This window comes from Streptomyces sp. Tu 2975, from assembly GCF_009832925.1.
In the GTDB taxonomy this organism is placed as follows: domain Bacteria; phylum Actinomycetota; class Actinomycetes; order Streptomycetales; family Streptomycetaceae; genus Streptomyces.
This window is the reverse complement of the sequence record NZ_CP047140.1, coordinates 3,838,804-3,862,858: the sequence shown is the minus strand read 5'-3', so window position 1 is coordinate 3,862,858 and position 24,055 is coordinate 3,838,804. Positions and strand designations below refer to the sequence as shown.

Below are 24,055 nucleotides of genomic sequence, written 5' to 3'. Positions count from 1 at the left end.
CCAGGATCCGCAGTGATGCTGACGACCGGGGCCCTTGTGCCCGCTTACCTTCATTACGTGACCCAGAAGACCCGCAGCCCCGAATACGACCTGGCCCAGGGAGCGCTCAGCGGCCTCCGCCAGGACCTCTTCCACGACGCGTTCGCCTATCGGCCGCTGCCGCCGCTGAGCGCCGAAGGGCCGCTGGTCCGCCGGCTGCCGGGCGAGCGGATACGCAGCGGGGCGGTGTGGCTGCCGCACGCCGTGGTGCTGTTCCTCGCCCTGTGCACACTGCTGCTCGCCTATGCCGACGACGAGGGCGGCCTCGCCTTCGTCATCGGCGGTTTCGTCCCTGCGGCGGCTGTCGTGATGACCCTGGTCAGGCCCGTGGGCGCCTGGTGGGTGTCGATCGTGAGTACCCCGTTCGTGGCGGTACTGGGCTCCTGGAACGACTGGCCTTGGGCGCCCGCCGGGTTCCTGTCGCACCTGACCGTGATGATCGCCGTTGCCCTGCGGACCCGCCCGCGGACGGCCGGCTGGATGTGGGTGGTCACCGCTGCCTACGGGATGTTCGCCGACACGGTGATCAGCAGGGGCTACGGTCCCGGGGCGGCGCCCATGCTGTTCGCCTCCGCGGTCCTTCTGCTGATCGTGAGCATGATCCTGGTCCGCCGTGAGGCGAAGCAGGAGGTCGCCGCCCAGCAGACGGTCACCGCCACCGAGCGCGACCGGCGCACCCTGCTCGAGGAGCGCACCACCATCGCCCGCGAACTGCACGACGTGGTCGCCCACCACATGTCGGTGGTCGCCATCCAGGCGGAGGCCGCCCCCTACCGGGTGGAGAACCCGCCGGAGGAACTGGAGAAGGCGTTCGCCACGATCCGCGAGAACGCGGTGGCCGCGCTCACCGAACTCCGCCGCATCCTCGGCGTCGTTCGGGCGGAGGACTACCAGGCGCCCGACGCGCCCCAGCCCGTCCTCGCCGACCTCGACAACCTGCTCTCCAACGTCCGCGAGGCGGGCCTTGAGACCGAGAAGACCGTCACGGGAGCGGTGCGCGAGCTGCCGCAGGGCGTCGAGCTGTCGGCGTACCGGATCATCCAGGAGGCGCTCAGCAACGCGCTCCGGCACGCACCCGGCTCGACCGCGAAGATCGAGGTCTCCTACGTGCTCGGCGGTCTCGGCCTGCGGATCGTCAACACGCCGCCGCGGGGCCTGGCCAACCCCTCGCCGGGAGCCGGCCACGGCATCACCGGCATGCGGGAGCGTGTGACGATGCTGAACGGTGAAATGACCGCGGCGCCCACGGAAGAGGGCGGGTACGAGGTCACCGCCTTCATTCCCGTGGCCGCCATCCCCGCCGAGGAGACGTCATGACGATCCGTGTGCTCATCGTCGACGACCAGATCATGGTCCGCGAGGGCTTCTCGGTCCTGCTGAACGCCATGCCCGACATCGAGGTCGTCGGCGAGGCCGTCAACGGCCGCGAAGCCGTCGCCAAGGTCGCCGAACTGGCGCCCGACGTGGTGCTGATGGACATCCGCATGCCGGAACTGAACGGCATCGACGCCACCCGCGAGATCGTCGCGGCCGACGGCGGCGCCAAGGTGCTGGTGCTCACCACCTTCGACCTGGACGAATACGTGTACCAGGCGCTGCGCGCCGGAGCCTCCGGGTTCCTGCTGAAGGACGCCTCCGCCCGGCAGCTCGCCGACGGCGTCCGCGTGGTGGCCGCCGGCGAGGCGCTGCTCGCGCCGACAGTCACCCGCCGGCTGATCACCGAGTTCTCCAAGCTGTCCGAGACGCCGCGCCCCGCCGCGATGACCCAGGTCGCCGACCTGACCGAGCGCGAGACCGAGGTCCTGGTCCTGATCGCGCAGGGCCTGTCGAACGCCGAGATCGCCTCGCACCTGGTCGTCGCCGAGTCGACCATCAAGACGCATGTGAGCCGCGTCCTTGTGAAACTGGGGCTCCGGGACCGCACGCAGGCGGCGGTCTTCGCGTACGAGGCGAGGCTGGTCACACCCTCGTAGGGAGCGTTAGCGTCCGTGCATGGACGCGCTCTTCGAACCCTGGTCCCCGCAGTTCGTGGCCGACCCTTACCCTGCCTTCGCGGAACTGCGGGAGCGGGGCCGGGTGCACTGGTTCGAACCGACACGGCAGTGGCTCGTGCCGCACCACGCGGACGTGTCGGCGCTGCTGCGGGACCGGCGGCTGGGGCGGACGTATCTGCACCGCTTCACCCACGAGGAGTTCGGCCGCACGCCGCCGCCCGCCGCGCACGAGCCGTTCCACACGCTCAACGACCACGGTCTGCTGGACCTCGAGGCCCCTGACCACACCAGGATCCGGCGGCTCGTGACGAAGGCGTTCACCCCGCGGACCGTGCAGGCGCTGGAGCCGGTCGTACAGCGGCTGGCGGCCGGCCTGGTCGCCGACTTCAAGGAGGCGGGCGGCGGCGACCTGCTCGCCGAGGTCGCCGAGCCGCTGCCGGTCGCCGTGATCGCCGAGATGCTGGGCATCCCGGAGTCCGATCGGCCGCTGCTGCGGCCCTGGTCCGCCGACATCTGCGGGATGTACGAGCTGAAGCCGTCGGACGAGACGGCGGCGCGGGCGGTACGGGCCTCGACGGAGTTCAGCGCGTACCTGCGGGATCTGATCGCCGTACGGCGTGAGCGGCCGGGCGACGACCTGGTCTCCGCGCTCATCGCCGCCCACGACGAGGGCGACCGGCTCAGCGAGCAGGAGATGATCTCCACCTGTGTGCTGCTGCTGAACGCGGGCCACGAGGCGACCGTCAACACGACGGCCAACGGGTGGTGGACGCTCTTCCGCCACCCCGACCAGTTGGCGGCGCTGCGGGCGGACCACTCGCTGTTGTCCACAGCCGTGGAAGAACTGATGCGTTACGACACCCCGCTCCAGCTCTTCGAACGATGGGTCCTCGACGACATCGAGATCGACGGCGTCGTGGTGCCGCGCGGCTCGGAACTGGCTCTGCTGTTCGGCTCCGCGAACCGTGACGGCACCCGCTTCGACCGCCCCGACACACTGGACCTGTCGCGCGCGGACAACCCGCATGTGAGCTTCGGCGCGGGCATCCACTACTGCCTGGGCGCGCCGCTGGCACGCGTCGAACTGGCGGCGTCGTTCGGAGAACTGCTGCGCCGGTGCCCGACCATGCGCCTCGCGGCGGAGCCGCGGTGGAAGGGCGGGTTCGTGATCCGGGGCCTGGAGGAACTACGGGTCGAGCTGTGACGTACCGCGCTTCGCGCGGTGCCCTCGAACTCCCCCTACGGCCTGGCGGCCGTGGGGGATGGCCCCAGGCCGGCCGGATGTCGCTGCGTCACTACTTCGTTTCCAGGTCCCGCCTGCGGAAGCCCTCGAGGCCCACCCGCACCAGCCCCGCCGCGACCAGTGTCAGGACCACCATCGGGGTCCAGCTCATCGGCGCGGCAGGCAACTGGGGGACGTGCCCGAACGGGGACAGGTCGCTCATCCAGCCGGGGAACCGCAGCAACTGCCCCAGGTACCCCACCACGAAGGCGTACACCGGCACGATCCAGGCCGCCGCGCTCGCCCGCGGGAACCAGCCGAAGAGCACGACGGCGACGCCGACCGTGACCCACAGCGCCGGCGCGTAGGCGAGTGCCGCGGTCACCAGGTCGAGGAACAGCCCCGCGTCGGACGCGGACGCCGCGCCCGCGATCCCGAAGCCGACGCCGGCCAGGAGCAGCAGCGCGGTGCCGCCCGCCATGGCCACGGCCAGGTGGCTGCCCACCCAGCGGGTGCGGGACAGCCCGGTCGCGAGCAGCGGCTCTGCCCGGCCCGCGGTCTCCTCGGCGCGTGGCCGCAGCGCCGCCATCACCACGTACACGGCAGCGACGACGGAGAGCACGACCATGACCATCGAGGCGAACGACTCCGCCACCGAGGCGCCGCCGATCTTCCTGAGCGCCTCCTGGATCTGGTCGATGTTGCCGAGCATGTCCTCCGCGTCGCCGAGGATCGACCCGTACATCGCGCCCATCAGGAACATGCCCGCGCCGAACCCGGTCAGCATGCCGCGGTGCAGCCGCAGGGCGAAGCCGAACGGCCTGCTCAGCGCGTCCGACGCCACGGCGCTGCCGAGCCGCGACGCACGCAGCCCCGCGCCCACGTCCCGCCGGGTGGACAGCACGAAGCCCGACGCGGCGCACAGAACGGCCAGCACCAGGCACAGCAGCAGCGGCCACCATCGGTTGTCGACGTACACAAAGGTGCGCTGTGCCCAGCCGATCGGCGACAGCCAGGCGAGCGCCCCGTTGCCGCCCGCGTCGCCCGCCGCGCGCAGGACGTACGCGACGCCGACGACGGCGAGCGCCATGCCGGAGGCACCTCGGGTGTGCGGGGTGATCTGCGCCGTGACGGCGGCGACGGCGGCGAAGGTGATGCCCACGGCGGCGTGCGCGAAGCCGTAGAGCAGCGAGCCGCCGGTGTCGATGCCGTCGATGCCCATGCCGCCGAGGGTGAGCGCGAGCAGCAGGGCCAGGACCAGATCGGCGAGGACCGCGAGGGCCAGCGCCGCGGCCAGGTGCGCGTGCCGTCCGACGACAGCGGACCGCACCAGTTCCGCGCGGCCCGTCTCCTCCTCGTTGCGGGTGTGCCTGGTGACGATCAGGACGCTCATCAGGCCGACCATCACGGCCATGAAGCCGAGCATCTGGTGGCCCAGCATCGCGCCGAAGCCGTAGTCGTCCAGGTAGTGGCGGGGTCCGGTCATGGCGAGCCCGGCGGGGCTGTCCATGGTCGCCACGACCGAGGCGCGGTCCGCCGGATCGGCGTACAGCGTCTTGAAGTTGCTCGCCGTCGACACGGTGCCGACGACCAGCGCGAGGATCCACACGGTCAGCCGGACGCGGTCCCTGCGCAGACCGAAGCGGAGCAGGCCGATCGTGCCGGTGAGGGCATTGCCGCCGTTCGCGGTGCGGGGGACCGTGGGCGCCTTGCCGGCGGTGGCCGTGCTCATCGTGCTGCTCCGCCGGCGAGACGGGTCGTGCCGTCGACGGCGGCGCCGTGTCCGTTCGCGCCCAGCTCGTCGCCGTAGTGGCGCAGCATCAGCTCTTCGAGCGTCGGGGGGTGGCTGACGAGGCTGCGGACACCGAACTCGGAGAGCCGGCGGATCGCGCCGTCCAGCTGACTGCCGTCGACGGCGAACCGCACCCGCCCGCTCTCGGTCCGCACGTCGTGCACGCCCGGCAGCTCGGCCAGACCGCTGACCGGGCGGGCCGTCTCAGCCTCGACCGTCGTACGCGTCAGGTGCCGCATCTCGCTCAGCGTTCCGGACTGCACGATCTTCCCCTGCCGGATGATGCTGACCCGGTCGGCGAGCTTCTCGACCTGGGCCAGGATGTGGCTGGACAGCAGCACGGTCCTGCCCGCGGCTTTCGCCTCGGAGATGACGTCCTGGAAGACGACCTCCATCAGAGGGTCGAGTCCGGCGGTCGGCTCGTCGAGCAGCAGCAGTTCGACGTCGGACGCGAGCGCGGCGACGATGGCCACCTTCTGCCGGTTGCCCTTGGAGTAGGCCCGGCCCTTCTTGGTCGGGTCCAGGTCGAACCGCTCGACGAGTTCGTCGCGGCGCCGCTTGTCGGTCCCGCCGCGCAGCCGGGAGAGCAGGTCGATGGCCTCGCCGCCGGTGAGCCCCGGCCACAGCTCGACGTCACCGGGGACGTAGGCGAGGCGCCGGTGCAGTTCCACGGCGTCGTGCCAGGGGTCCTTGCCGAGCATCTGGGCCGCGCCGGAGTCGGCGCGCAGCAGCCCGAGCAGAACCCGGACGGTGGTCGACTTCCCCGCGCCGTTGGGCCCGAGGAAGCCGTGGACCTCACCGGTCCCGACCGCGAGGTCGAGGCCGTCCAGCGCGCGTGTCCGCCCGAACGACTTATGGAGTCCGGAGACGGTGATTGCCTTCGTCATGGTTCAGAACGTACGGTGAATTCACAACTTTGTGAAGTTAAGGAAGCGTATAAACTCGGCTCAGGACCGTGACAAGGGGAGATGATCCGGTGGTGACCGAACAGACCACGGCAGCGCAGCAGCCGCGCGACGAGGACGCGGTGTCCGCATTCGTGGAGCGTTTCGCCGCCCAGCTCGTCGAAGCGGGCATGACCCGGATGCCGGCCCGTGTCTTCGCCGCCCTGCTCTCCTCCGACTCGGGTGTGATGACCTCGGCCGAGCTCGGACAGCAGCTCCAGGTCAGCCCCGCCGCGGTCTCCGGCGCGATCCGCTACCTCGCCCAGGTCAACATGGTCTCCCGCGAGCGGGAACCGGGCTCCCGCCGCGACCGCTACCGCGTGCACAGCAACCAGTGGTACGAGGCGCTCACCAACCGGGACCAGATCCTCAAGCGCTGGGAGCACACGCTGCGGGAGGGCGTGGTGAGCCTCGGTCCCGACACGGGTGCGGGTCGCCGGATGTCAGAGACGCTGGAGTTCTTCCAGTTCCTGGAGAAGGAGCTCGCCCTCCTCATGGAACGCTGGCGCGAACACCGCGACCAGCTCTACGGCGCGGCCTGACCGGTCGCGACCGGGGCCGCCCTGCCCGGCCCAGGTCGGCCCGACGCCCGACGCCCGCCGGGCCTTCGGGGTCAGCCCGCCGGGGTCGCCGCCGGCAATGTCAGGCCCCACGCCCCCGCCCGCACCGTCCATGTGCGTGTCCTGACCGGGCCGGTGACGTGCGCGTCGGCCCGGTAGCGGAAGTCCGGGCCGGAGACCGTCAGGGAGAGGACGCTCGCGCGCAGAGGCTCGGCGGTCGCGCCGTGGCGTACGACGACCTCCGCGCGGCCGCCCGGGCCGGCGCGGACGGTGACGTCCTCGACGGGGCGGTCCAGGTCGCACATCAGGACCCCGTCCGCCTCCACGCGCAGCCGGTGGGTGCGGACCGGCGCGGCCGAAGGGGCGGGGCGCACCAGAGTGCGTACGAGGGAGCGGGCCGTCGTCCACACCGAGGCGCCCTCCACATGCTGCGCCGGGCGGGCCGCCGGGATCGCCAGATCGCCCAGGACCACCCCGTCGCTCTCGTCCACGAGCAGGTCGAGCCGCCGTGGTGTCCCGTCCAGGACCGCCCTGGCCGCCGCGACCGCCCCGGCGGGAACGCCGAGGGAGTGCGCGAGGCGTACGGAGGCGCCCACGGGGACGAGTGCGAGCACACCGTCGCCGAGCGAGCGGTCGCGGTGCAGCAGGGCCACGGCCCTCAGCAGTGCCCGGTCGTCGCCGACCACCACCGGCCTGCGCGAACCCCTCCGGGCGAGTGCCCGGGCGAATTCCTCCGGGCCCTGGGGAAGACAGATTTTCGCCTCCGACCCGCCGCACAGCACATCTTTCGCGATGCGCACGGACTCGCCGTCCATTCGGCGGGCGACCGGGTCGATGACCACCAGCAGCTGGTCGGGATCCGACACCTCGGTCCTTCCTCGGGTAGCATCTTTGTGCAAGAGCCCCTTGCGCTATTGCGCCAGGGGCTTCGTCTATTCCGGGGCAACCTGTCCCAGGACTCAGGCACGGCTCCGGCCCCCTGACCTTGGTCTTGCCCCGCCCGGAAGGGGTGTACGCCTGTGCCCGCACTTGTGCTGCTCGGTGCTCAGTGGGGTGACGAGGGCAAGGGAAAGGCCACCGACCTGCTCGGTGGATCAGTGGATTATGTGGTGCGCTACCAGGGCGGCAACAACGCCGGCCACACGGTTGTCGTCGGCGACCAGAAGTATGCGCTGCATCTCCTCCCTTCCGGAATCCTCTCGCCGGGATGTACTCCGGTCATCGGTAACGGCGTCGTCGTGGATCCGGCGGTTCTGCTCTCCGAGCTGAGCGGGCTGAACGACCGCGGCGTCGACACGTCCAAGCTCCTGATCAGCGGTAACGCCCATCTGATCACCCCGTACAACGTCACCGTCGACAAGGTGACCGAGCGGTTCCTGGGCAAGCGCAAGATCGGCACCACGGGCCGCGGCATCGGCCCGACCTACGCTGACAAGATCAACCGCGTCGGCATCCGCGTCCAGGACCTCTACGACGAGTCGATCCTGATGCAGAAGGTCGAGGCGGCCCTCGACACCAAGAACCAGCTGCTGACGAAGGTCTTCAACCGCCGCGCGATCGAAGCGGAGAAGATCGTCGAGGAGATGCTCCAGTACGCGGAGCAGATCCGGCCGTACGTCGCCGACACCACGCTGATCCTGAACAACGCCATCGACGAGGGCAAGGTCGTCCTCTTCGAGGGCGGCCAGGGCACCCTGCTGGACGTCGACCACGGCACATACCCCTTCGTCACCTCCTCGAACCCGACCGCGGGCGGCGCCTGCACCGGTGCCGGCGTGGGCCCGACGAAGATCAGCCGGGTCATCGGCATCCTCAAGGCGTACACGACCCGTGTCGGCGCCGGACCGTTCCCGACCGAGCTGTTCGACGAGGACGGCGAGGCGCTGCGCCGCATCGGCGGCGAGCGGGGCGTCACCACCGGCCGTGACCGCCGCTGCGGCTGGTTCGACGCGGTCATCGCGCGTTACGCGACCCGGGTCAACGGCCTGACCGACTTCTTCCTCACCAAGCTGGACGTCCTCACCGGCTGGGAGCAGATCCCGGTCTGCGTGGCGTACGAGATCGACGGCAAGCGCGTCGAGGAACTCCCGTACAGCCAGACCGACTTCCACCACGCGAAGCCGGTGTACGAGATGCTGCCGGGCTGGTCCGAGGACATCACCAAGGCGAAGACCTTCGCCGACCTGCCGAAGAACGCGCAGGCGTACGTGAAGGCGCTGGAGGACATGTCCGGCGCCCCGATCTCGGCGATCGGCGTCGGCCCCGGCCGGACCGAGACCATCGAGATCAACTCGTTCCTGTAGGCCTGCCGGGGGGACGGACACGGTGCGAGGCCCCGGACGCGAATCGGCGTCCGGGGCCTTCGCGTCGGTTCCCGCCGGGGGAGACAGCCGGTACGGCGGCGGGTGGGCGGGAGTCCTCGCCCGAGGGTGCCCGGTCCCGACCGCCGGCGTCCGCCCGACCGCCGGCGTCCGCCCGACGTCCGGCGGGCCGGGCCCCGTGGTGACCCATGAGTGACGGCCGCGCCGGCGTACGAGGCGGGCAGGGGCCCCTCCCCGCCGTGCACACGGCTGGTTAGGCTGCCTGTTCCGAATGTTCACGCCGGCGCCGAGGCGGGAGCACTGCCGAGGCCGGTTCAGGGGTGAAGACACATGGCGGATCGCCAGACGACCCAGTTGCTCGACAGCATGCGGCGGGGCATGCCGTTCGAGTTCACAACCACGATGTCGATGACGAAGCGGCTCGCGACGCTGGTGTGCGTCGCCGAACTGTTCGGCTACCAGTACGCCGGGGCCCGGCAGGAGGTTTTCTCCATCAAGCTGGCCTTCACTCCCGACCCGAGCCCGCAGGCGCAGGCGCGTGCCGCGCAGTACTGGCCGTACGCCCCCCGGGTCCCCGAGATCCCGCAGCAGGTGCTGGAACTCAACAAGAAGCGGGTTCTGTTCGACCTGAGCAGCAGGGCCGCGCTGCTGAGGCGGCTGCCGGTCATCGTGATCGCGCTCCTGCTGGCGAGCCTGCGCCCGCTCGGCTCCCTGGGTGACAGTCCTGGCCTGGTTCTCGGCTACGTGTGCTTCCTCGCCGCGGTCGCCGGCCTCGGCGTCTGGTTCAACTTCGCGCGCCACAAGAGGGCCGGCGCACACCTGGAGGCCGCGGGTTTCGTGCGCCACGAGCCCTCCCCCGGCCAGGTCTCCTACCTCGCGCCCGGCAGCCTGCCGCCCGCACAGTGGCACGAGCCGCAGCAGTACGGGCAGCAGGGGTACGCCCAGCAGCCCTACGGCGGGCCACAGCCTCCGTACCCGGCGCCGCAGCACCAGCCGTACCAGCCGTATGCCCAGCAGCCCCCGTACGCCCAGCAGCCCCCGTACGGCCACCAGTCCCCGTACGGGGACCAGTCCCCGGCCCAGCCCCCGTACGGTCACCAGCCCTACGGTGGTCAGCCGCCGCAGTGAGCCAGCTGCCGATCCACCTCGTCGACCAGGCGATGTGGCCGCGAGCTTCGAGATCAACTCGTTCCTGTAGGGCGTTCGCGGGACACTGGAACCCCCGAGGGGCAGATCCGCGGCGAGGGCCGAGCGCCTTCGCCGCGGATCCGCGTCCGGGGGCTTTCCCTGTCCGGCCGCCCGGCACGAGCCTCGGCACGTGGCCGGTGCGACGCCCACGCCGCCGGCGTCACCGGCGTCCCTTATGCTCCCGCCATGAGCGACGGGGGCGCCGGCAGGCGGGTGGTCGACGGCCGGTTCGAGCTGGAGGGGCGGCTCGGCGGCGGCGGTATGGGGACGGTCTGGCGTGCGCGGGACGTCGTGCTGGACCGGGCCGTGGCGCTGAAAGAGGTGCGGCCGCCCGATCCGGGGCTCGCGGAGTACGACCCGGAAGCGGCCCGCATGCTGCGGGCGCGGGTACTGCGGGAGGCGCGCGCTCTCGCCAGGGTCGAGCATCCCAACGTGGTGACGATCCACCACGTCGTCGACGGCGGCGAGGACACCTACCCGTGGCTGGTCATGGAACTGGTCACCGGCGGGTCGCTCGCGGACCGGCTCGCGGAGGGGCCGATGGCGCCGGCCGAAGCCGCCCGGCTGGGCCGGGAGGTGCTGGCGGCGCTGCGGGCCGCGCACGACGCCGGTATCCAGCACCGGGACGTGAAGCCCGCCAACGTACTGCTGCGGCCCGACGGGCGGCCCGTGCTCACCGACTTCGGGATCGCGGCGATCCGGGAGTCGACCGTCCTCACGGCGACCGGCTCCCTCATCGGCACGCCCGACTACATGGCTCCCGAGCGCATCTCCGGGGACGAGGGCGGACCCGGCTCGGACCTGTGGTCGCTGGCGATGATGCTGTACGTCGCGGTGGAGGGGCACCATCCGCTGCGCCGGAGCTCGACGCTCGCCACACTGGCGGCCGTCCTCAACGACGAGCTTCCGCCGCCGCGTCAGGCAGGTCCGCTGGCGGCGGTGCTGGCCGCGGTGCTGGTCAAGGACCCGGCGGCGCGTCCCGGCCCGGAGGCGGTGGACCGGATGCTGGCAGAGGTGGTGGAGGGCCGCCCGCCGGCGTGGGTGGACGCGGTACCCGTAGCCGCGGGGCCCGAGGACCCGGCGCCTGCGGACGCGGTGCCCACCTCGTACCGGCTGTCCCCTCCCGCCACCACCGGGCCCCAGGACGCCGTCCCGACGCAGGGTGCGGCGGTGTCGGGGCTGCGCCGGCATGCGTTGGGCATGGTGGAGCGTGAGGAGACCGCCCGCCGTGCGGAGGTCCGGCGGGCCCGGCCGGGCCGCCGGATCGCGATCGGCTCGTCGATCACCGCGACCGTGCTGACCGGCGTACTGGTGTGGGCGCTGCTGCCCGACGGCGAAGACGGCGGGGAGGCGGGGGCCAAGCCGTCGGGGCCGGCCGTCACGGGGACACGGACCCCGACGCCGACCCCTCCCGATCCCACGCCGTCGCAGAGCGCCCGGCAGATCGACCTGCTGACGCCGGACGGCATTCGTACGGCGGTCGCGGACATCAAGGCCAAGACCGGTACGGACCGGGTCGGAAGCCTCACCGTGTACCCGGAGCACGTGTCGGCCGACGTGATGGTCGACGGAGACGACAGGCGGTACGACAGCTGGACCTACCGCGTCGGGCAAGGTGCGGAGAAGGGCATCATCAGCGGCACCCTCTCCGGCGGATATCGCCCGTTCAGCCTGGACGACTTCGACTGGGACGTGCTTCCCGCCCTGTTCGAGCGGGCCCGCAAGGATGTGAACGTGAAGGATCCGACCACCCGCTATCTGGTGGCCCGGGTGCCGAGCGAAACGTTCGGCACTCCGCTCGGACTGGGCATCTACCTGTCCGACGAATACGGTGCGGGCGGGCACCTGGACGCCGACCTCAAGGGCAAGGTCACCCGGGTGTACCCGTACGAGGGGTGAGCCCGCGCACGGCTCACCGGCGGACGTACTCCGCCGGTTCGCCGTCGGCGCTCATCCCGTACATGAGGAGCCGTTCCTTCCCCTCGAAGCGGTCGGCGCGCAGGTTCTGCGCCGATTCCGACGGGGCGCACTCGGGGTCGGAACCCTCTGCCGGCTGCGGCGGCCCGAGGACGACCAGATCGCCGACGCCGCCGAGCACCGCGGTGCTCTCGCAGTGCACCAGGTCACCGGTTTCCTCGCCGGTCTCGTCGTCGGTACGCGGGTAGTTCTCGCTGAACCGTACGAGCGGGGCGCCGACGGGGCCCTGGGTGACCGTCATCTCGAAGGAACGGGACTCCTTGTAGTCCGGCGGGGCGTCCAGCACGTCGAACTTCTGCCGCCAGTGGCCGACGAAGGCGGACGGCACGGCCTTGGGGCCGGTCTTCGACCGGTGGAACGTGGCGCTGACGTCTCCCGACGTCCACTCCAGCACCTCTGGCGACCGTACGGTCAGGGTCTGGTGCGCTGCGGGGGTGCAGCGCTTCTCGGGCACGCTGGTGGTGACGTCGCTCTCGCCGAACACGATCCGGTCCGCGTCCGCGGAGACGAGCGTGGAGCGCCCCATGCACAGCCGCTCGCCGGCGACGTGCACGTACACGCCGGTCTTCTCGCCGGCCCGGCCCTGGGTGATCTCGATACGCCCGGTCTCGTACGGCGCGTCGGCACTGCCCCGCAGGACGCCCTCCCAGGCGCCGAGGAAGTCGTCGGGAACGATCCCGCCCGAGCCGCCGGAGTCGTCCGTGCCGTCGGTCGACGCGACGGGAGTGCCGGTCGCTCCCGCGCCGCCCGCCCCGTCGTCCGTCCCGCCGCGGTCCTTCCACTGCACGGCGGCGAACGTGCTTACGACGGCGAGGACGGCGACCGCGGCCGCGGCCGGCAGCGGGGCACGCCGCCGCCTGCGCGGCGCGGCCGGCACGGTCACCGGCGTCGGGGGTGTCGGGTCCCCGTCCGCGTCGAGCAGCCGGGCCGCGTTCCGCCCCAGCCCGGCCAACAGGCCTGCGGGCAGCCACGGTTCGTCCGGAAGGGACACGCTCGCCAGCTCCGCGGCCGTCGGCCGGGCGGCCGGGTCCTTGGCCAGACAGCCCCGTACGAGCGGCTCCAGCTCGGGCGCGAGCCCGGCGAGGTCCGGCTCCTCGTGGGCGATACGGAACAGCACGGCATGCACCCCGCTGTCCGCGGACCCGAACGGCGGGCGCCCGGTGGCCGCGTACGCCAGCACGGCGCCCAGACAGAACACGTCCGACGCGGGCGTGAGCCGCTCGCCCCGCACCTGCTCGGGCGACATGAAGCCGGGTGATCCGACGACCGCGCCGGTCGTCGTCAGCCCGCCGTCGGTGACGGTGTCCACGGCGCGTGCGATGCCGAAGTCGATGATCCGGGGGCCGTCGACGGTGAGCAGGATGTTGGAGGGCTTCAGGTCCCGGTGCAGCAGCCCGGCGGCGTGGATGTGCCCCAGTGCGTCGGCCAGTCCTGCGGCCAGGGCGCGTACGGAGTTCGCCGGCAGCGGCCCGTACTGGTCGACGACGACGCTCCTCAGTGACGGCCCCGGCACATATCCGATGGCCACCCAGGGCGACTCCGCGGCGGTGTCCGAAGCGATGACGGGAGTGGTCCCGGCCCCTCCGACCCGCTCGAGCGCCTCGACCTCACGCGCGAACCGGCGCCGGAACTCGTCCTGCGCGGCGAGTTCCGCCCGCACGAGTTTGACGGCCACGGTCCGGCCGCCGGCGGAGCGGGCGAGATAGACCCGCCCCATCCCGCCGACTCCGAGCCGTCCGAGCAGCCGGAACGGGCCGATCTGGGTGGGGTCTTCGGGCAACAGGGCATCCACGCCCGGATCTTCCCACAACGCGGCGGACGCGTCCTGCGCCATGGTCAAGCCCCTTGCCTGACAGGTCACTTGCACTGACGTCTGCCGCCTGTGACCGGATCCGGCACGGCTGTCGGGTGCAGGGCTCGGTGAACGTCTCCGGGACCTGCTGACGCCCGGGCCGGTCTCCTGTGGTCGGTCGACGAGTACGAGAGCAACCGCTACGTGTACGCGATGACCCTGTTGCGGCGCCGGCTGAACGGTCCGGTACCGCGGCACGTACTGAGGACGGGGGCCTCGGCGTCCGGGGCCCCATGGCACTGGCGAAGCCGTTCCGTCACGACCAAGGGGCCGCGCATGATGCACGCACGCCGGAGGGGCGTACGACGGAAACTCCAGCGGGTCGTGCGGGTGGCCGCCGTGGTCGGGGTGCTCAGCGGCGGGCTGATGGTCTCCGGCGCCATGGCGGGCGAGCCGCCTGCCGCCGGGCCGCCGACCGCCGGTGGTCCACCGGCCGCCGCAACCCCGGCGGCCGGGCTGGTGTCGCGGCTCGGCCCGGCCCGTACCGCAGGCAGCTGGACCGGTCCCGACGGGAAGACTGTCGTCGCCGTCACCGATCAGGACGCCGCGGAGGAGGTACGGCGGGCCGGCGCCGAGGCCAGAGTCGTGCGCCACAGCATGGAGCGGCTCCGCTCGGCCGCCGAGACCCTGCGCTCCGCGCCGCGGGTGCCCGGTACCGCTTGGGCGGTCGACTACGCGGCCAACAGCATCACGGTGCGAGCGGACAGCACCGTCTCCGCCGGCGACTGGTCGCGCATGTCCGGCCTCGCGGAGGAGATCGGCGGCTTCGTCCGCATGGAACGCACCCGGGGAACCTTCACCACCAGGGTCAACGGCGGCACGGCGGTCTTCGGGGACCAGCGGCGGTGCACGGCCGGGTTCAACGTCACCAACGGCCAGGACATCTTCATCCTGACGGCGGGGCACTGCGGCCCGGAGGACTCCACCTGGTTCCGGGACCGTCAGGGCGACGAACTCGTCGGCACCACCACGGCCGCCAGCTTCCCCGGCGACGACTACTCCCTGGTGCGCTACGAGGACGTCGACGTCCTGGACCGCACCAATGTCGTGGACATCGGCGGCGGCCGGGGCGTACAGATCATCGGCGCAGGCGAACCGGCCGTCGGGCAGCGGGTGTTCCGCAGCGGCAGCACGACCGGGTTCCGTTCCGGTGAGGTGACCGCCGTCAACGCCACGGTGAACTACCCCGAGGGCACGGTGACCGGACTGATCGAGACCACGGTCTGCGCCGAGCCGGGGGACAGCGGCGGGCCGCTGTTCTCCGAGGGGCTGGCGCTCGGCGTCACCTCGGGGGGCGACGGGGACTGCACCACGGGCGGCACGACGTACTTCCAGCCGGTGACCACCGCCATGGAGAAGCTCGGCGTGGACCTGACGGGCGGTCCGCCCGCTCCAGACGGGGCGGACAACCAGTCGGAGGGCGGCGCCCCGCCTGTACCCGCGCCGCCGCCGCGGTCCGTGGAGGGCCTCGGATCGCGGGCGGTCAGCTCGATCGTCGACTTCGGGAACCCGGCCCTGGGCGCGGGATTGATCGGCCTCAGCCTGACCGGACTGCTGGGTGCACGATGGCTCGTGTCGGCGCAGGAGCGCAGGGAGTACCGCAACTTCCACAGCGCGAGCTGGGGCTGACGCGGACGGCGGACACGGGGCAGGACCGCGCCGTAGCCCTCTCGGCCGCCGTGGTGCCCTTCTCAGCTCGTCTTGGTGTAGGTGAGCGGCTCGCCGGTCGAGCCCACGAGCTCTCGGACGACGATGTTGTCGGCGGGCATGTTCAACCGGCTCCACTGGCCCGGGGCGCACGAGACGCGGTCGCCGAACGTGACGGCCGTGGGGAGAGTTCGAGCGGTGGGCCCGGGGCGCGGAGGGTCGCGGACCAGCGGCAGTCGTAGTTGGGGCCCGTTCCGCTCAGGGTCATGACCTGTTCGCCCGTCGCGCCCTGGGTGATCGTCATGATCCGGGTGTTGGTGCCGTCCGCCGTCTCGAATGACGCCCGCCAGGTGCCGACGTACTCCTGCGGCACGTCGCCCGCCGTCTGGGCGGGCGAGGGCGTGCTGGTCGGGGCGGGCGTGCCGGAGGTGGGGGCCGTGGACGTGGCGGAGGGCTTCGGGTCCGCGGTCGTCCGCTTGCCCTTGTCCTTGGACATGAACGCGTACACCGAGCCGCCCGCGCCGAGGGCGACGACCAGCGCCACGGCGATCAGGGCCAGGGTCCCGCCGCGGGAGCCGCGCCGTGGCGCCGGAGCCGGAGCCGGAGTCGGGGCATGGGGCCCTTGCGGGTACGGGGCCGGGTGGTACGGGGCGGGGTGGTACGGCTGCGGATAGCCGTACACCGGTCCGGGCGGCGTGTGCGGCACCGCGGCCGGCATCGGCGCCGCCGGAGCGGGAGGGGGTGTCGGTACGGCGCGAGGAGGCGCCGTCATCGTCGGTGGTTGTGCCGGGGCCTGCGGCTGCTCGGCGTCCAGCAACTGGACGGCGTGGCGCCCCAGTTGAGCGATCAGCGTCCCTGGAAGCCATGGCTCGCCGTCCGCGTCGGCGGCCGTCCGGCGAAGGACCTCCTCCACCGTCGGCCGTTCGCCGGCCTCCTTGCACAGACAGTCGCGGATCAGGTCGAGCAGATCTTCGGGGACCCCTGCGAGGTCAGGTTCCTCCTGTGCGATACGGAACATCTGCGCGTGGCCGCCGCTCGCGGCCGAGCCGAACGGGAGCCTTCCCGTCGCCGCGTAGGCCAGTACCGATCCCAGACAGAAGACGTCGCAGGCTGGGGTGATCCGGTCGCCGCGCACCTGTTCCGGCGACATGAAACCGGGCGAGCCGACGAGCGCGCCGGTGCGGGTGAGGCCGCCGTCGGCGACCGTCTCCAGCGCGCGGGCGATGCCGAAGTCGATGACACGGGGCCCGTCGATGGTGAGCAGGATGTTCGACGGCTTGAGGTCGCGGTGGATCAGGCCGGCCGTGTGGATGTCCGTCAGCGCGTGTGCCAGGCCGGAGGCCAGCAGGCGGACACTGCGTTGCGGCAGCGGTCCGTGCTCACCGGAGACGACGGTGTGCAGCGCGGGCCCGGCGATGTAGCCGGTGGCGACCCAGGGGACCGGGGCCTCCGTGTCCGCGTCGAGGACGGGGGCCGTCCACCTCCCGCCGACCCGCAGGGCGGCCCGGACCTCGAGCCGGAAGCGGTTACGGAACTCCTCCTGTTCCGCGAGCTCCTGCCGTACGAGCTTCACCGCGACGGTGCGTCCGCGGTCGGAGCGGGCGAGGTACACCGTGCCCATGCCGCCCGCGCCGAGCCGGGTCAGGATCCGGTACTCGCCGATGTGATGTGGATCCCCTGGTGCCAGCTGCTCCATCGCCGCGCGGCCTTTCCCCCGTACCGAAATGCTCGACGGACCGAGGATAGTGGGCCCGTCGGGTGTCACACAGGTCAGCGGTCCGCGCGGAACGCCGGTTCGTAGGGGGCCCGGCCCGCCGGTTCGGAGGAGTCCCGCCCCGGCGCGTCCCTGTCAGGTTTCCGGCGTCGGGTTCCCGGCGTCAGGCTTCCGGACCGGGTGGGAGGACGGCCGCGCCGTCGGACGTGGCCTCGGCGTCGATGGCGTCCATCGCCTGTGACAGCTGCTCCAGCACCCGCACGGTCTCCGCGAACTCCTTCGGTCCGAGGGCGTCCAGCAGCCGGTTCGCCAGCCGTGCGTGGCCGGGGTCGAGCTGCTTGATCGCGGCCCGGCCGTCCTCCGTCGCGTGCAGCAGCTTCGCGCGCCGGTGGGCCGGGTTGGGCCGGTACTCGGCCAGCCCCTGGTCGGCGAGCACATCGGCGATGCGCTGCACGCTCTGCCGGGTGATGCCCATCGTTCGGGCGATCCCGGCCACGGACTGCGGCTCGCGCACCACGGCGCCGAGGACCTGCCAGCGGGCCGCCGTCAGCCCCGCATCCCTGGCGAGGCGGTCGGAGACGGTGATGAACTGCCCGTTCAGCCGGAAGACGCCGAGAGCCGTGCGGGTCAGCAGTTCCTGCGGATGGTCGGCCGGCCTCATGCGTTCAGGACCTCGAAGGCCGCCGGGTCCGAGTCGTGGAACAGCCGGTACCAGGCGTCCAGCTTCTCCCCCTCGTACACGCCGAGACGCGCGAAGACCTCGCGGGCGAAGGCGACGGGCTCGGTCGGACCGGCGGTGATCAGGTCGCCGTCGGTGACGGCATCCGTGTCGACGTAGTGGTCGCTGCCCTTGTAGCCCGTGGCGGCCAGGTAGAACGGGACGGCGCTCGTGTGGGCGCGGTCGTCGAGCAGGCCCTCACGCGCGAGACCGGCGGTCGCGCCGCAGATCGCCGCGACCGGCACACCCGCGTCGAGGAACGAGCGGGCCTTGGTGGCGAAGGGCGAGAGGACGTCGCCCGTGTCCCACAAGGCCGCTCCGGTGAGGATCAGCAGCTGGCTGTCCGCCGGGTCGAGGTCCGTGAGCGCCAGATCGGGCTGGATGCGGACGCCACCCATGGTGGTGACGGGGTGCGTGGTGAGGCCGACCGTCTTCACGGTGAAGCCGTTCTGGGTGAGGTGAGCGGTGGTGTGCCCCGTCTCCCAGTCAGCGTAGGTGTCGTAGACGGCCAGGTGAACGGTCCCGCGGGTCATGGTGCCCTCCTTGACGTGTGCCCTTCCTCTGTAACTGACAGCAGCCTGTCATAACGGCAACATGCTGTCAATCGTGCAGGGTGCCCGGAAGGGGCGACACCCTGCCCAGATAAGCGGCCGGGTCCATACAAGGTGGCCATGTCGGCTCCGACCGGCGGTTCCTTACGCTGAGCCGCATGACCCCTCATGCCGACCCGCAGACCGGAGCTGCCGTCAAGGCGGCCGACCGCGCCCATGTGTTCCACTCCTGGTCCGCCCAGGGCCTGATCGACCCGCTCGCCGTCGCCGGCGCAGAGGGGTCCTACTTCTGGGACTACGACGGCAACCGCTACCTCGACTTCACCAGCGGCCTCGTCTACACCAACATCGGCTACCAGCACCCCAAGGTCGTCGCGGCGATCCAGGAACAGGCCGGCAAGCTCGCCACCTTCGCCCCCGCGTTCGCCGTGGAGGCGCGCTCGGAGGCGGCCCGGCTGATCGCCGAGCGCACCCCCGGTGACCTGGACAAGATCTTCTTCACCAACGGCGGCGCGGAGGCCGTGGAGAACGCGATCCGGATGGCCCGTCTGCACACGGGCCGTCCGAAGGTGCTCTCCGCCTACCGCTCGTACCACGGCGGCACGGCCACGGCGGTCAACATCACCGGCGACCCGCGCCGCTGGGCCAGCGACAACGGGACGGCGGGCGTCGTCCACTTCTGGGCGCCGTTCCTGTACAGGTCCCCCTTCTACTCCTCGACGGAGGCGGAGGAGTGCGCCCGCGCTCTGACGCACCTGGAGGACACCATCGCCTTCGAGGGTCCGCAGACGATCGCGGCGATCATCCTCGAGACGATCCCGGGCACGGCCGGCATCATGACGCCGCCGCCCGGTTACCTGGCGGGCGTCCGCGAGATCTGCGACCGGTACGGCATCGTCTTCGTCCTCGACGAGGTCATGGCGGGCTTCGGACGCACGGGCGCCTGGTTCGCCGCTGACCACTTCGATGTGGTGCCCGACCTGATCACCTTCGCCAAGGGGGTCAACTCGGGATATGTGCCGCTCGGCGGTGTCGCGATCTCCGCCGAGATCGCCGCGACCTTCGACAAGCGCCCCTACCCCGGCGGACTGACCTACTCCGGCCACCCGCTGGCGTGCGCGGCGGCCGTCGCCACCATCCAGGTCATGGCGGACGAGAAGGTCGTCGAGAACGCGGCGGCCGTCGGAGAGACGGTGCTCGGCCCGGGGCTGCGCGAGCTCGCCGAGCGCCACCCCTCGGTGGGCGAGGTGCGCGGCCTGGGCGTCTTCTGGGCGCTCGAACTCGTCCGCGACCGAGCAACCCGCGAGCCGCTGGTGCCCTACAACGCGTCCGGCGAGGCGAACGCGGCGATGGCGGCGTTCGGCGCGGCCTGCAAGAAGAACGGCCTGTGGCCCTTCATCAACATGAACCGCACGCACGCCGTCCCCGCGTGCAACGTGAGCGAGGCGGAGGCGAAGGAGGGCCTTGCCGCGCTGGACGCGGCGCTGTCGGTCGCCGACGAGTGGACGGTCTGAGACCCCGCCCGGCACCCCTCCGCCCGGCATCCCCCGCCGGGCATCCCTCCGGCAGACATCCCTTCGGCCGGCCGGAGGCCATGGCCCCGCCCGCCCCCTCCGGCTCCCCTCCGGCCGGCCGGAGGGGCCGTGGCGCCTGCTCGGCGCCGCGGCGGCCCCTGCCCCGGCCCCGCCCCGCACCGGCCCGCGTCCCTCCGGCCTGCCGCGGCCGTGGCCGTCATCAGCCCCTCACGCCACCGGTTCGACCTCGAGGAACCTCCGCTTCTTGGGGCCCCGGTACAGCAGCCCCTCCCAACCCAGCCCTGCCAGCACCTCGGCGCACGCCTTGAGCCGGTCCTCCTCCTCATGGACCGCCCCGCTGCCCGGCGGGCCGAGCCACTCGACGTACACCGTGTGCGGGCGCTCGCCGGGCCGGACGCGGTAGCCCGTGGCCGTGCGCCGCTCGTCGTGGACGGCGGAGGGTGGGAATCCGGAGGCCTCCAGCGACAGCGCCACCGCGCGGACCGTCCTGATCAGTTCCCACGGCGCCGGCACGGCCTCACCGCCCGTGGTGTTCGTCACCCGCCGGATCTGGAGCAGCCCCTCGAACGCCGTCCGCACCTCGGCCGCCCTGCCGGGCCCTGACACCGGCGGGCCGTCGCCGGTGGCTGCCTCGAACATCTCGCGCACCCGGATCTCGCCTCCCCTCCCGCTCCGGACCGTACGCCGCCCGCGTACGGGCCGAACCACCCCTGGCCTATCGTGTCCGGGACCGAAGGCGAAGGAGAAGCCCACGATGCCCGGCTACGGCAGCGGCGGAGGTGGCGGGAACGGCAACCAGAGTGCCGTCACCCGCAACACCCTGCGGCAACAGATCGCCGACGCGCTGCGTGACGAGGTGCTCGCGGGGCGGATGCAGCCGGGACAGGAGTTCACCGTCAGGGAGATCGCCGACCAGTACGGCGTCTCGGCGACCCCTGTGCGCGAGGCCCTCGTCGATCTGTCCGCCCAAGGCCTCCTCGACTCGGACCAGCACCGCGGTTTCAAGGTCCACCGGTTCACCTTCGACGACTTCCGCACGATGGTCGAGACCCGGTCGCTGATCGTTGACGCGATCTTCGGCCATGTCACGCAGAGCAGGCCCTCGCCGCCGGCGCCGCAGACTCTGCTGTCCGTGCGGCGACGGGCGGAAGAGGCTGCGCGGGCGGCCCGCTGCGGCGATCTTGACATTCTCATCGGCTACGACCTGCGCTTCTGGCGTGAGCTCGGCGCACTCGTCGCCAACCGCTACCTCTGCGACTTCCTGCACCGGCTGCGGGTGCAGGCGTGGGTGTTCTCCGTACCGTTCCTGCGCCTCGAAGCGGAGCTGCCCGACCGGCTCTGGGGCGGCCACCAGGAAATCGTCGACGCGGTGACCCGCGGCGACGCGGCCGGCGTCCGCGCCGAGATCCGCGCCTACGACGACCACGCTCTGGCCTGGGCGGAGCGCATGGAGCAACGGGACGGGCGGGCGCGGCGCGAGAGGTGAGCGTCCCGCTGGGCGAAGCCGTACGGAAACTGCCGGGCGGCCCGGGGGAGAGGGCGGCCGGGGTGTGGGTATGGGTCGTGGGAGAGGAGTGACAAGGGGGCACCGGAACGTACTGAACCGTCTCGAACCGCACCCTTCGCGCGCCGCACCGGCGGCACTACGCTGTCCCGACCATCGTCCTTCTTCACGTTTTCTCCACTTGAAGCCGCCGTCCCCGCCTCCTCCCGTCCGACCCTCGACCGCACCACCCGTGCCCGAACTGCTGAGAGCGAGCCCTCCCTTGGCCTGTGACCTGTGGCTGGTCCCCCTTGTCGACGTGCTGTGCCACAGCCCCGACAACCCCTTCGCCGAAGAGATCGCCGCCTACGACAAGGCGCTGACCGGCGCGGGCCTGCCGACGGTGCCCGTCTTCGCCTACATGCCGGGCCTGTCGGGCGACGTCGCGCCGGTCGCCGGCTTCGACTACGACGCGCTGCACTTCCTGCGGCGCGCCTATCTGCTGCAGTTGTGCGGGCTCGCGGTGACCCCGGTCGACGAACTGGGCGGCGATTACGAGCAGTTGCTGGAGATGTTCGAGACGACGGCGCAGCAGTCGCACCTGGTCTGGCACTACGACCACGCCGGCGCCTACGTCCCCGTCGACTTCGCCAACCCGCTCTTCAACGACGAACTCCTCGAGGGCGGCGGCCCGTTGGGCTCCACCCAGGGCCTGTTGCGCGAACTGGAGTACGTGGCCCCGTCCATCGGTATCGACCCGGCGAACCCGCCCGCCGCGCCGGAGCCGCCGGAGCGCCCCACGGCACTGGAGGAGCCCGCGGGGCCGATCCCGTACGACGAAAGCCCGTTCGCCCGCGAACGGCATGTGTGGCTGGGGCTCCACGCGGCGGCTACGCGGAGTCTCGGGCAGGGCTCGATGATCATCTTCAGCTGAGCGACCGTCCGCCCCCCGAACGGTCCGGACGCCGGACAGGTGCCCGACGACGGTCGGGCACCTCGTTCCGGCCGGGCGGCGGCACGCCTCGTACCACCACCCGCAGCCGGTGGGTCCACGCGTCAGCGCGGCGGCTCCGGGGGACGCTGTCGCGGCATGTTCGGGCGGGAGGCCGGGGAAGCGGGAAGCGGCCCTGGATGACGCCGGGGCCCGGATGGACGTCGGTCGCCGTGCGCGGCGGCGCGGAGTGCAGCCGCAGCGGGGCAGGACCGGGCCGGAAGTCCGTCATCCAGTCCGCGGTCTCCGAGCGGACCAGGTCGGAGACGTCCTCGGAGAAGCGGCGGAGCACGCCGAGGCAGCGCTCCGCGGCCTCGCTCGCCGTGCCCTCCGCCGGGCCCAGCACCTCACGCACACTCTCCGACGCCCAGTCGTACTGGAGTGCCTGGAGCCGGCGCTGCACCGCCTGCGCGGTGGCCACGTTCCGCATCCAGCCGGCCGTCAGGCCGAAGTACCGGTCACAGGCCAGGCAGGAAGCCGCGAGAAGCAGCGAGAAGTAGCCCCAGGGCGCCGCCCGGCCCAGCGCGCCGGCGAGGTCGAGCAGGGGCAGGGCGGCTCCGGCGACGGCGCCGACCGCCGCGCCGAGGCGCAGCAGACGCGCGGCCCGGCGCTTGCGGACCCGGTCGGACAAATACCAGTCCACGGTGCGCAGCGCGTCCGCCTCGACCCAGCGGTAGAGCTCGTCGAGGCGGGCCGCGGGCTCGCCCCAGTCCCCGAGGGGGAACGGCCGTCCCGTCAGGTCACCCAGCGGCACCTCGCCGCCCTCCCCGCGGGCCGGCCCCCGGGCTGCATCTCCGGCTGGCTCACCGGTGCACTCCTCTGCGCTCTGCTGACGACCAGGACTGACGACCAGGACTGACTATCAGGTTCGAAAGGTGCTGAAAAGGTGCTGACGCTACACCGCGTGACGTACGTGGCGCGCATGCGTCCGGATGCGGCGCAGCCCCTTCATACCGCCGAATGGAGGGCTGTGGGCCCCCGATCCCCGGTTTGCCGCCCACACGGGGGTCCTGGTCACGTAATGGCGCCCCCGAAATGCCTCCGCTGCTCACTCGAAAGAGTTGCCGGAAGTGGGTAGGGCGCCCTGCTGGACGAGCACGTAGGCTCAGGTGTACCGAAACGTACGGAGCGTCCGGACGTACGGGTTTCCCAGCCGTCGATGCAGCCAGGAGTAGACCGTGATCCCCGGTGGTGGCCAGCCCAACATGCAGCAGCTGCTCCAGCAGGCCCAGAAGATGCAGCAGGACCTGGCGAAGGCCCAGGAGGAGCTCGCGCAGACCGAGGTCGAGGGCCAGGCCGGCGGCGGGCTCGTGAAGGCGACCGTCACGGGCTCCGGTGAACTTCGCGGCCTGGTCATCGACCCCAAGGCCGTGGACCCGGAGGACACCGAGACTCTGGCCGACCTCGTCGTCGCCGCCGTCCAGGCCGCCAACGAGAACGCGCAGCAGCTTCAGCAGGACAAGCTCGGACCGCTCGCCCAGGGCCTGGGCGGCATGCCGGGCATGCCTTTCTGAGACGTCCGGAGAT

Annotated in this window: 19 protein-coding genes and 2 pseudogenes; 12 read left to right on the top strand and 9 right to left on the bottom strand. The window is 72.0% G+C overall.

Going from position 1 to position 24,055, the window contains the following annotated elements; translation table 11 throughout:
- Window positions 1-15 precede the first annotated feature (15 nt).
- Genes GLX30_RS16985 through GLX30_RS16975 form a run of 3 tightly spaced genes read left to right on the top strand, consistent with a single transcriptional unit; the run spans window position 16 to window position 3,237 of the window.
- Window positions 16-1,356, top strand: a complete 1,341-nt coding sequence (locus tag GLX30_RS16985) for a histidine kinase (protein ID WP_159689399.1) — start codon at window positions 16-18, stop codon at window positions 1,354-1,356.
- A complete protein-coding gene (locus tag GLX30_RS16980) occupies window positions 1,353-2,012 on the top strand; it encodes a response regulator transcription factor (protein WP_159689394.1) in 660 nt (219 codons plus the stop codon). The genes GLX30_RS16985 and GLX30_RS16980 overlap by 4 nt, the downstream gene beginning before the upstream one ends.
- A 19-nt stretch (window positions 2,013-2,031) precedes the next feature.
- Window positions 2,032-3,237 (top strand): cytochrome P450, encoded by a 1,206-nt coding sequence (locus tag GLX30_RS16975; protein WP_159689389.1) that lies wholly within the window; start codon window positions 2,032-2,034, stop codon window positions 3,235-3,237.
- Window positions 3,238-3,328: 91 nt separating this feature from the next.
- On the opposite strand, the gene GLX30_RS16970 is transcribed toward GLX30_RS16975, so the two are convergent.
- The gene (locus GLX30_RS16970; RefSeq protein WP_159689385.1) at window positions 3,329-4,987 is read right to left on the bottom strand and encodes an ABC transporter permease; all 1,659 of its coding nucleotides are present in this window, start codon (window positions 4,985-4,987) and stop codon (window positions 3,329-3,331) included.
- On the bottom strand, window positions 4,984-5,934 hold the full coding sequence (locus GLX30_RS16965) for an ABC transporter ATP-binding protein (RefSeq protein WP_159689382.1): 951 nt from the start codon (window positions 5,932-5,934) through the stop codon (window positions 4,984-4,986). Before GLX30_RS16965 ends, GLX30_RS16970 begins: the two co-directional genes overlap by 4 nt.
- Window positions 5,935-6,023: 89 nt before the next feature.
- Between GLX30_RS16965 and GLX30_RS16960 the strand changes: the two genes are divergently transcribed.
- The gene (locus tag GLX30_RS16960) at window positions 6,024-6,533 is read left to right on the top strand and encodes a MarR family transcriptional regulator (protein ID WP_159689379.1); all 510 of its coding nucleotides are present in this window, start codon (window positions 6,024-6,026) and stop codon (window positions 6,531-6,533) included.
- Window positions 6,534-6,604: 71 nt separating this feature from the next.
- Here GLX30_RS16960 and GLX30_RS16955 read toward each other — a convergent pair whose 3' ends face one another.
- A complete protein-coding gene (locus tag GLX30_RS16955; protein ID WP_159689376.1) occupies window positions 6,605-7,417 on the bottom strand; it encodes a diacylglycerol kinase in 813 nt (270 codons plus the stop codon).
- A 153-nt stretch (window positions 7,418-7,570) separates the two neighbouring features.
- Here GLX30_RS16955 and GLX30_RS16950 point away from each other — a divergent pair, with 153 nt between their 5' ends.
- From GLX30_RS16950 to GLX30_RS16940, 3 genes are all read left to right on the top strand, one after another.
- Window positions 7,571-8,854: an adenylosuccinate synthase gene (locus GLX30_RS16950; protein ID WP_159689373.1), complete on the top strand. Its 1,284-nt coding sequence runs from the start codon at window positions 7,571-7,573 to the stop codon at window positions 8,852-8,854.
- Between the two features lie 348 nt (window positions 8,855-9,202).
- The gene (locus GLX30_RS16945) at window positions 9,203-10,000 is read left to right on the top strand and encodes a hypothetical protein (protein WP_159689370.1); all 798 of its coding nucleotides are present in this window, start codon (window positions 9,203-9,205) and stop codon (window positions 9,998-10,000) included.
- A 246-nt stretch (window positions 10,001-10,246) separates the two neighbouring features.
- The gene (locus GLX30_RS16940) at window positions 10,247-11,959 is read left to right on the top strand and encodes a serine/threonine-protein kinase (RefSeq protein WP_159689367.1); all 1,713 of its coding nucleotides are present in this window, start codon (window positions 10,247-10,249) and stop codon (window positions 11,957-11,959) included.
- Window positions 11,960-11,972: 13 nt separating this feature from the next.
- On the opposite strand, the gene GLX30_RS16935 is transcribed toward GLX30_RS16940, so the two are convergent.
- Window positions 11,973-13,871, bottom strand: coding sequence for a serine/threonine-protein kinase (locus GLX30_RS16935; protein ID WP_244258192.1), 1,899 nt, complete (start codon window positions 13,869-13,871; stop codon window positions 11,973-11,975).
- A 294-nt stretch (window positions 13,872-14,165) separates the two neighbouring features.
- On the opposite strand from GLX30_RS16935, the gene GLX30_RS16930 reads away from it, so the two are divergent.
- On the top strand, window positions 14,166-15,518 hold the full coding sequence (locus GLX30_RS16930; protein WP_159689364.1) for a S1 family peptidase: 1,353 nt from the start codon (window positions 14,166-14,168) through the stop codon (window positions 15,516-15,518).
- Between the two features lie 62 nt (window positions 15,519-15,580).
- Here the strand turns inward: GLX30_RS16930 and GLX30_RS16925 are convergent.
- The 3 genes and pseudogenes from GLX30_RS16925 to GLX30_RS16915 form a co-directional block, all read right to left on the bottom strand.
- Window positions 15,581-17,232 (bottom strand): annotated as a pseudogene (locus GLX30_RS16925) (protein kinase).
- Window positions 17,233-17,413: 181 nt separating this feature from the next.
- Complete coding sequence (locus GLX30_RS16920) at window positions 17,414-17,911, bottom strand: MarR family transcriptional regulator (protein WP_159689361.1); 498 nt, start codon at window positions 17,909-17,911, stop codon at window positions 17,414-17,416.
- Window positions 17,908-18,501, bottom strand: coding sequence for a DJ-1/PfpI family protein (locus GLX30_RS16915; protein WP_159689358.1), 594 nt, complete (start codon window positions 18,499-18,501; stop codon window positions 17,908-17,910). Before GLX30_RS16915 ends, GLX30_RS16920 begins: the two co-directional genes overlap by 4 nt.
- A 176-nt stretch (window positions 18,502-18,677) precedes the next feature.
- On the opposite strand from GLX30_RS16915, the gene GLX30_RS16910 reads away from it, so the two are divergent.
- Window positions 18,678-20,033, top strand: coding sequence for an aspartate aminotransferase family protein (locus GLX30_RS16910; protein WP_159689355.1), 1,356 nt, complete (start codon window positions 18,678-18,680; stop codon window positions 20,031-20,033).
- Window positions 20,034-20,261: 228 nt separating this feature from the next.
- Here GLX30_RS16910 and GLX30_RS16905 read toward each other — a convergent pair whose 3' ends face one another.
- On the bottom strand, window positions 20,262-20,693 hold the full coding sequence (locus tag GLX30_RS16905; RefSeq protein WP_159689352.1) for a hypothetical protein: 432 nt from the start codon (window positions 20,691-20,693) through the stop codon (window positions 20,262-20,264).
- Window positions 20,694-20,808: 115 nt separating this feature from the next.
- On the opposite strand from GLX30_RS16905, the gene GLX30_RS16900 reads away from it, so the two are divergent.
- Window positions 20,809-21,540, top strand: coding sequence for a GntR family transcriptional regulator (locus GLX30_RS16900; RefSeq protein ID WP_159689349.1), 732 nt, complete (start codon window positions 20,809-20,811; stop codon window positions 21,538-21,540).
- A 280-nt stretch (window positions 21,541-21,820) separates the two neighbouring features.
- Window positions 21,821-22,471 (top strand): hypothetical protein, encoded by a 651-nt coding sequence (locus tag GLX30_RS16895; RefSeq protein WP_159695084.1) that lies wholly within the window; start codon window positions 21,821-21,823, stop codon window positions 22,469-22,471.
- A 122-nt stretch (window positions 22,472-22,593) separates the two neighbouring features.
- Here GLX30_RS16895 and GLX30_RS16890 read toward each other — a convergent pair.
- Window positions 22,594-23,270 (bottom strand): annotated as a pseudogene (locus GLX30_RS16890) (SLATT domain-containing protein); the annotation flags it as partial.
- Between the two features lie 436 nt (window positions 23,271-23,706).
- Between GLX30_RS16890 and GLX30_RS16885 the strand changes: the two are divergent.
- Window positions 23,707-24,042: a YbaB/EbfC family nucleoid-associated protein gene (locus GLX30_RS16885; protein WP_078535290.1), complete on the top strand. Its 336-nt coding sequence runs from the start codon at window positions 23,707-23,709 to the stop codon at window positions 24,040-24,042.
- The last annotated feature ends 13 nt before the right edge of the window (window positions 24,043-24,055 follow it).

Excerpts from the sequence above, each read along its gene's own strand:
- GLX30_RS16945 (WP_159689370.1), top strand. The coding sequence starts at position 9,203 with ATGGCGGATCGCCAGACGACCCAGTTGCTCGACAGCATGCGGCGGGGC.
- GLX30_RS16900 (WP_159689349.1), top strand. The coding sequence starts at position 20,809 with ATGCCCGGCTACGGCAGCGGCGGAGGTGGCGGGAACGGCAACCAGAGT.
- GLX30_RS16975 (WP_159689389.1), top strand. The coding sequence starts at position 2,032 with ATGGACGCGCTCTTCGAACCCTGGTCCCCGCAGTTCGTGGCCGACCCT.
- GLX30_RS16920 (WP_159689361.1), bottom strand. The coding sequence starts at position 17,911 with ATGAGGCCGGCCGACCATCCGCAGGAACTGCTGACCCGCACGGCTCTC.
- GLX30_RS16910 (WP_159689355.1), top strand. The coding sequence starts at position 18,678 with ATGACCCCTCATGCCGACCCGCAGACCGGAGCTGCCGTCAAGGCGGCC.
- GLX30_RS16935 (WP_244258192.1), bottom strand. The coding sequence starts at position 13,871 with ATGGCGCAGGACGCGTCCGCCGCGTTGTGGGAAGATCCGGGCGTGGAT.
- GLX30_RS16905 (WP_159689352.1), bottom strand. The coding sequence starts at position 20,693 with ATGTTCGAGGCAGCCACCGGCGACGGCCCGCCGGTGTCAGGGCCCGGC.
- GLX30_RS16980 (WP_159689394.1), top strand. The coding sequence starts at position 1,353 with ATGACGATCCGTGTGCTCATCGTCGACGACCAGATCATGGTCCGCGAG.
- GLX30_RS16985 (WP_159689399.1), top strand. The coding sequence starts at position 16 with ATGCTGACGACCGGGGCCCTTGTGCCCGCTTACCTTCATTACGTGACC.
- GLX30_RS16940 (WP_159689367.1), top strand. The coding sequence starts at position 10,247 with ATGAGCGACGGGGGCGCCGGCAGGCGGGTGGTCGACGGCCGGTTCGAG.
- GLX30_RS16970 (WP_159689385.1), bottom strand. The coding sequence starts at position 4,987 with ATGAGCACGGCCACCGCCGGCAAGGCGCCCACGGTCCCCCGCACCGCG.
- GLX30_RS16965 (WP_159689382.1), bottom strand. The coding sequence starts at position 5,934 with ATGACGAAGGCAATCACCGTCTCCGGACTCCATAAGTCGTTCGGGCGG.
- GLX30_RS16930 (WP_159689364.1), top strand. The coding sequence starts at position 14,166 with ATGATGCACGCACGCCGGAGGGGCGTACGACGGAAACTCCAGCGGGTC.
- GLX30_RS16915 (WP_159689358.1), bottom strand. The coding sequence starts at position 18,501 with ATGACCCGCGGGACCGTTCACCTGGCCGTCTACGACACCTACGCTGAC.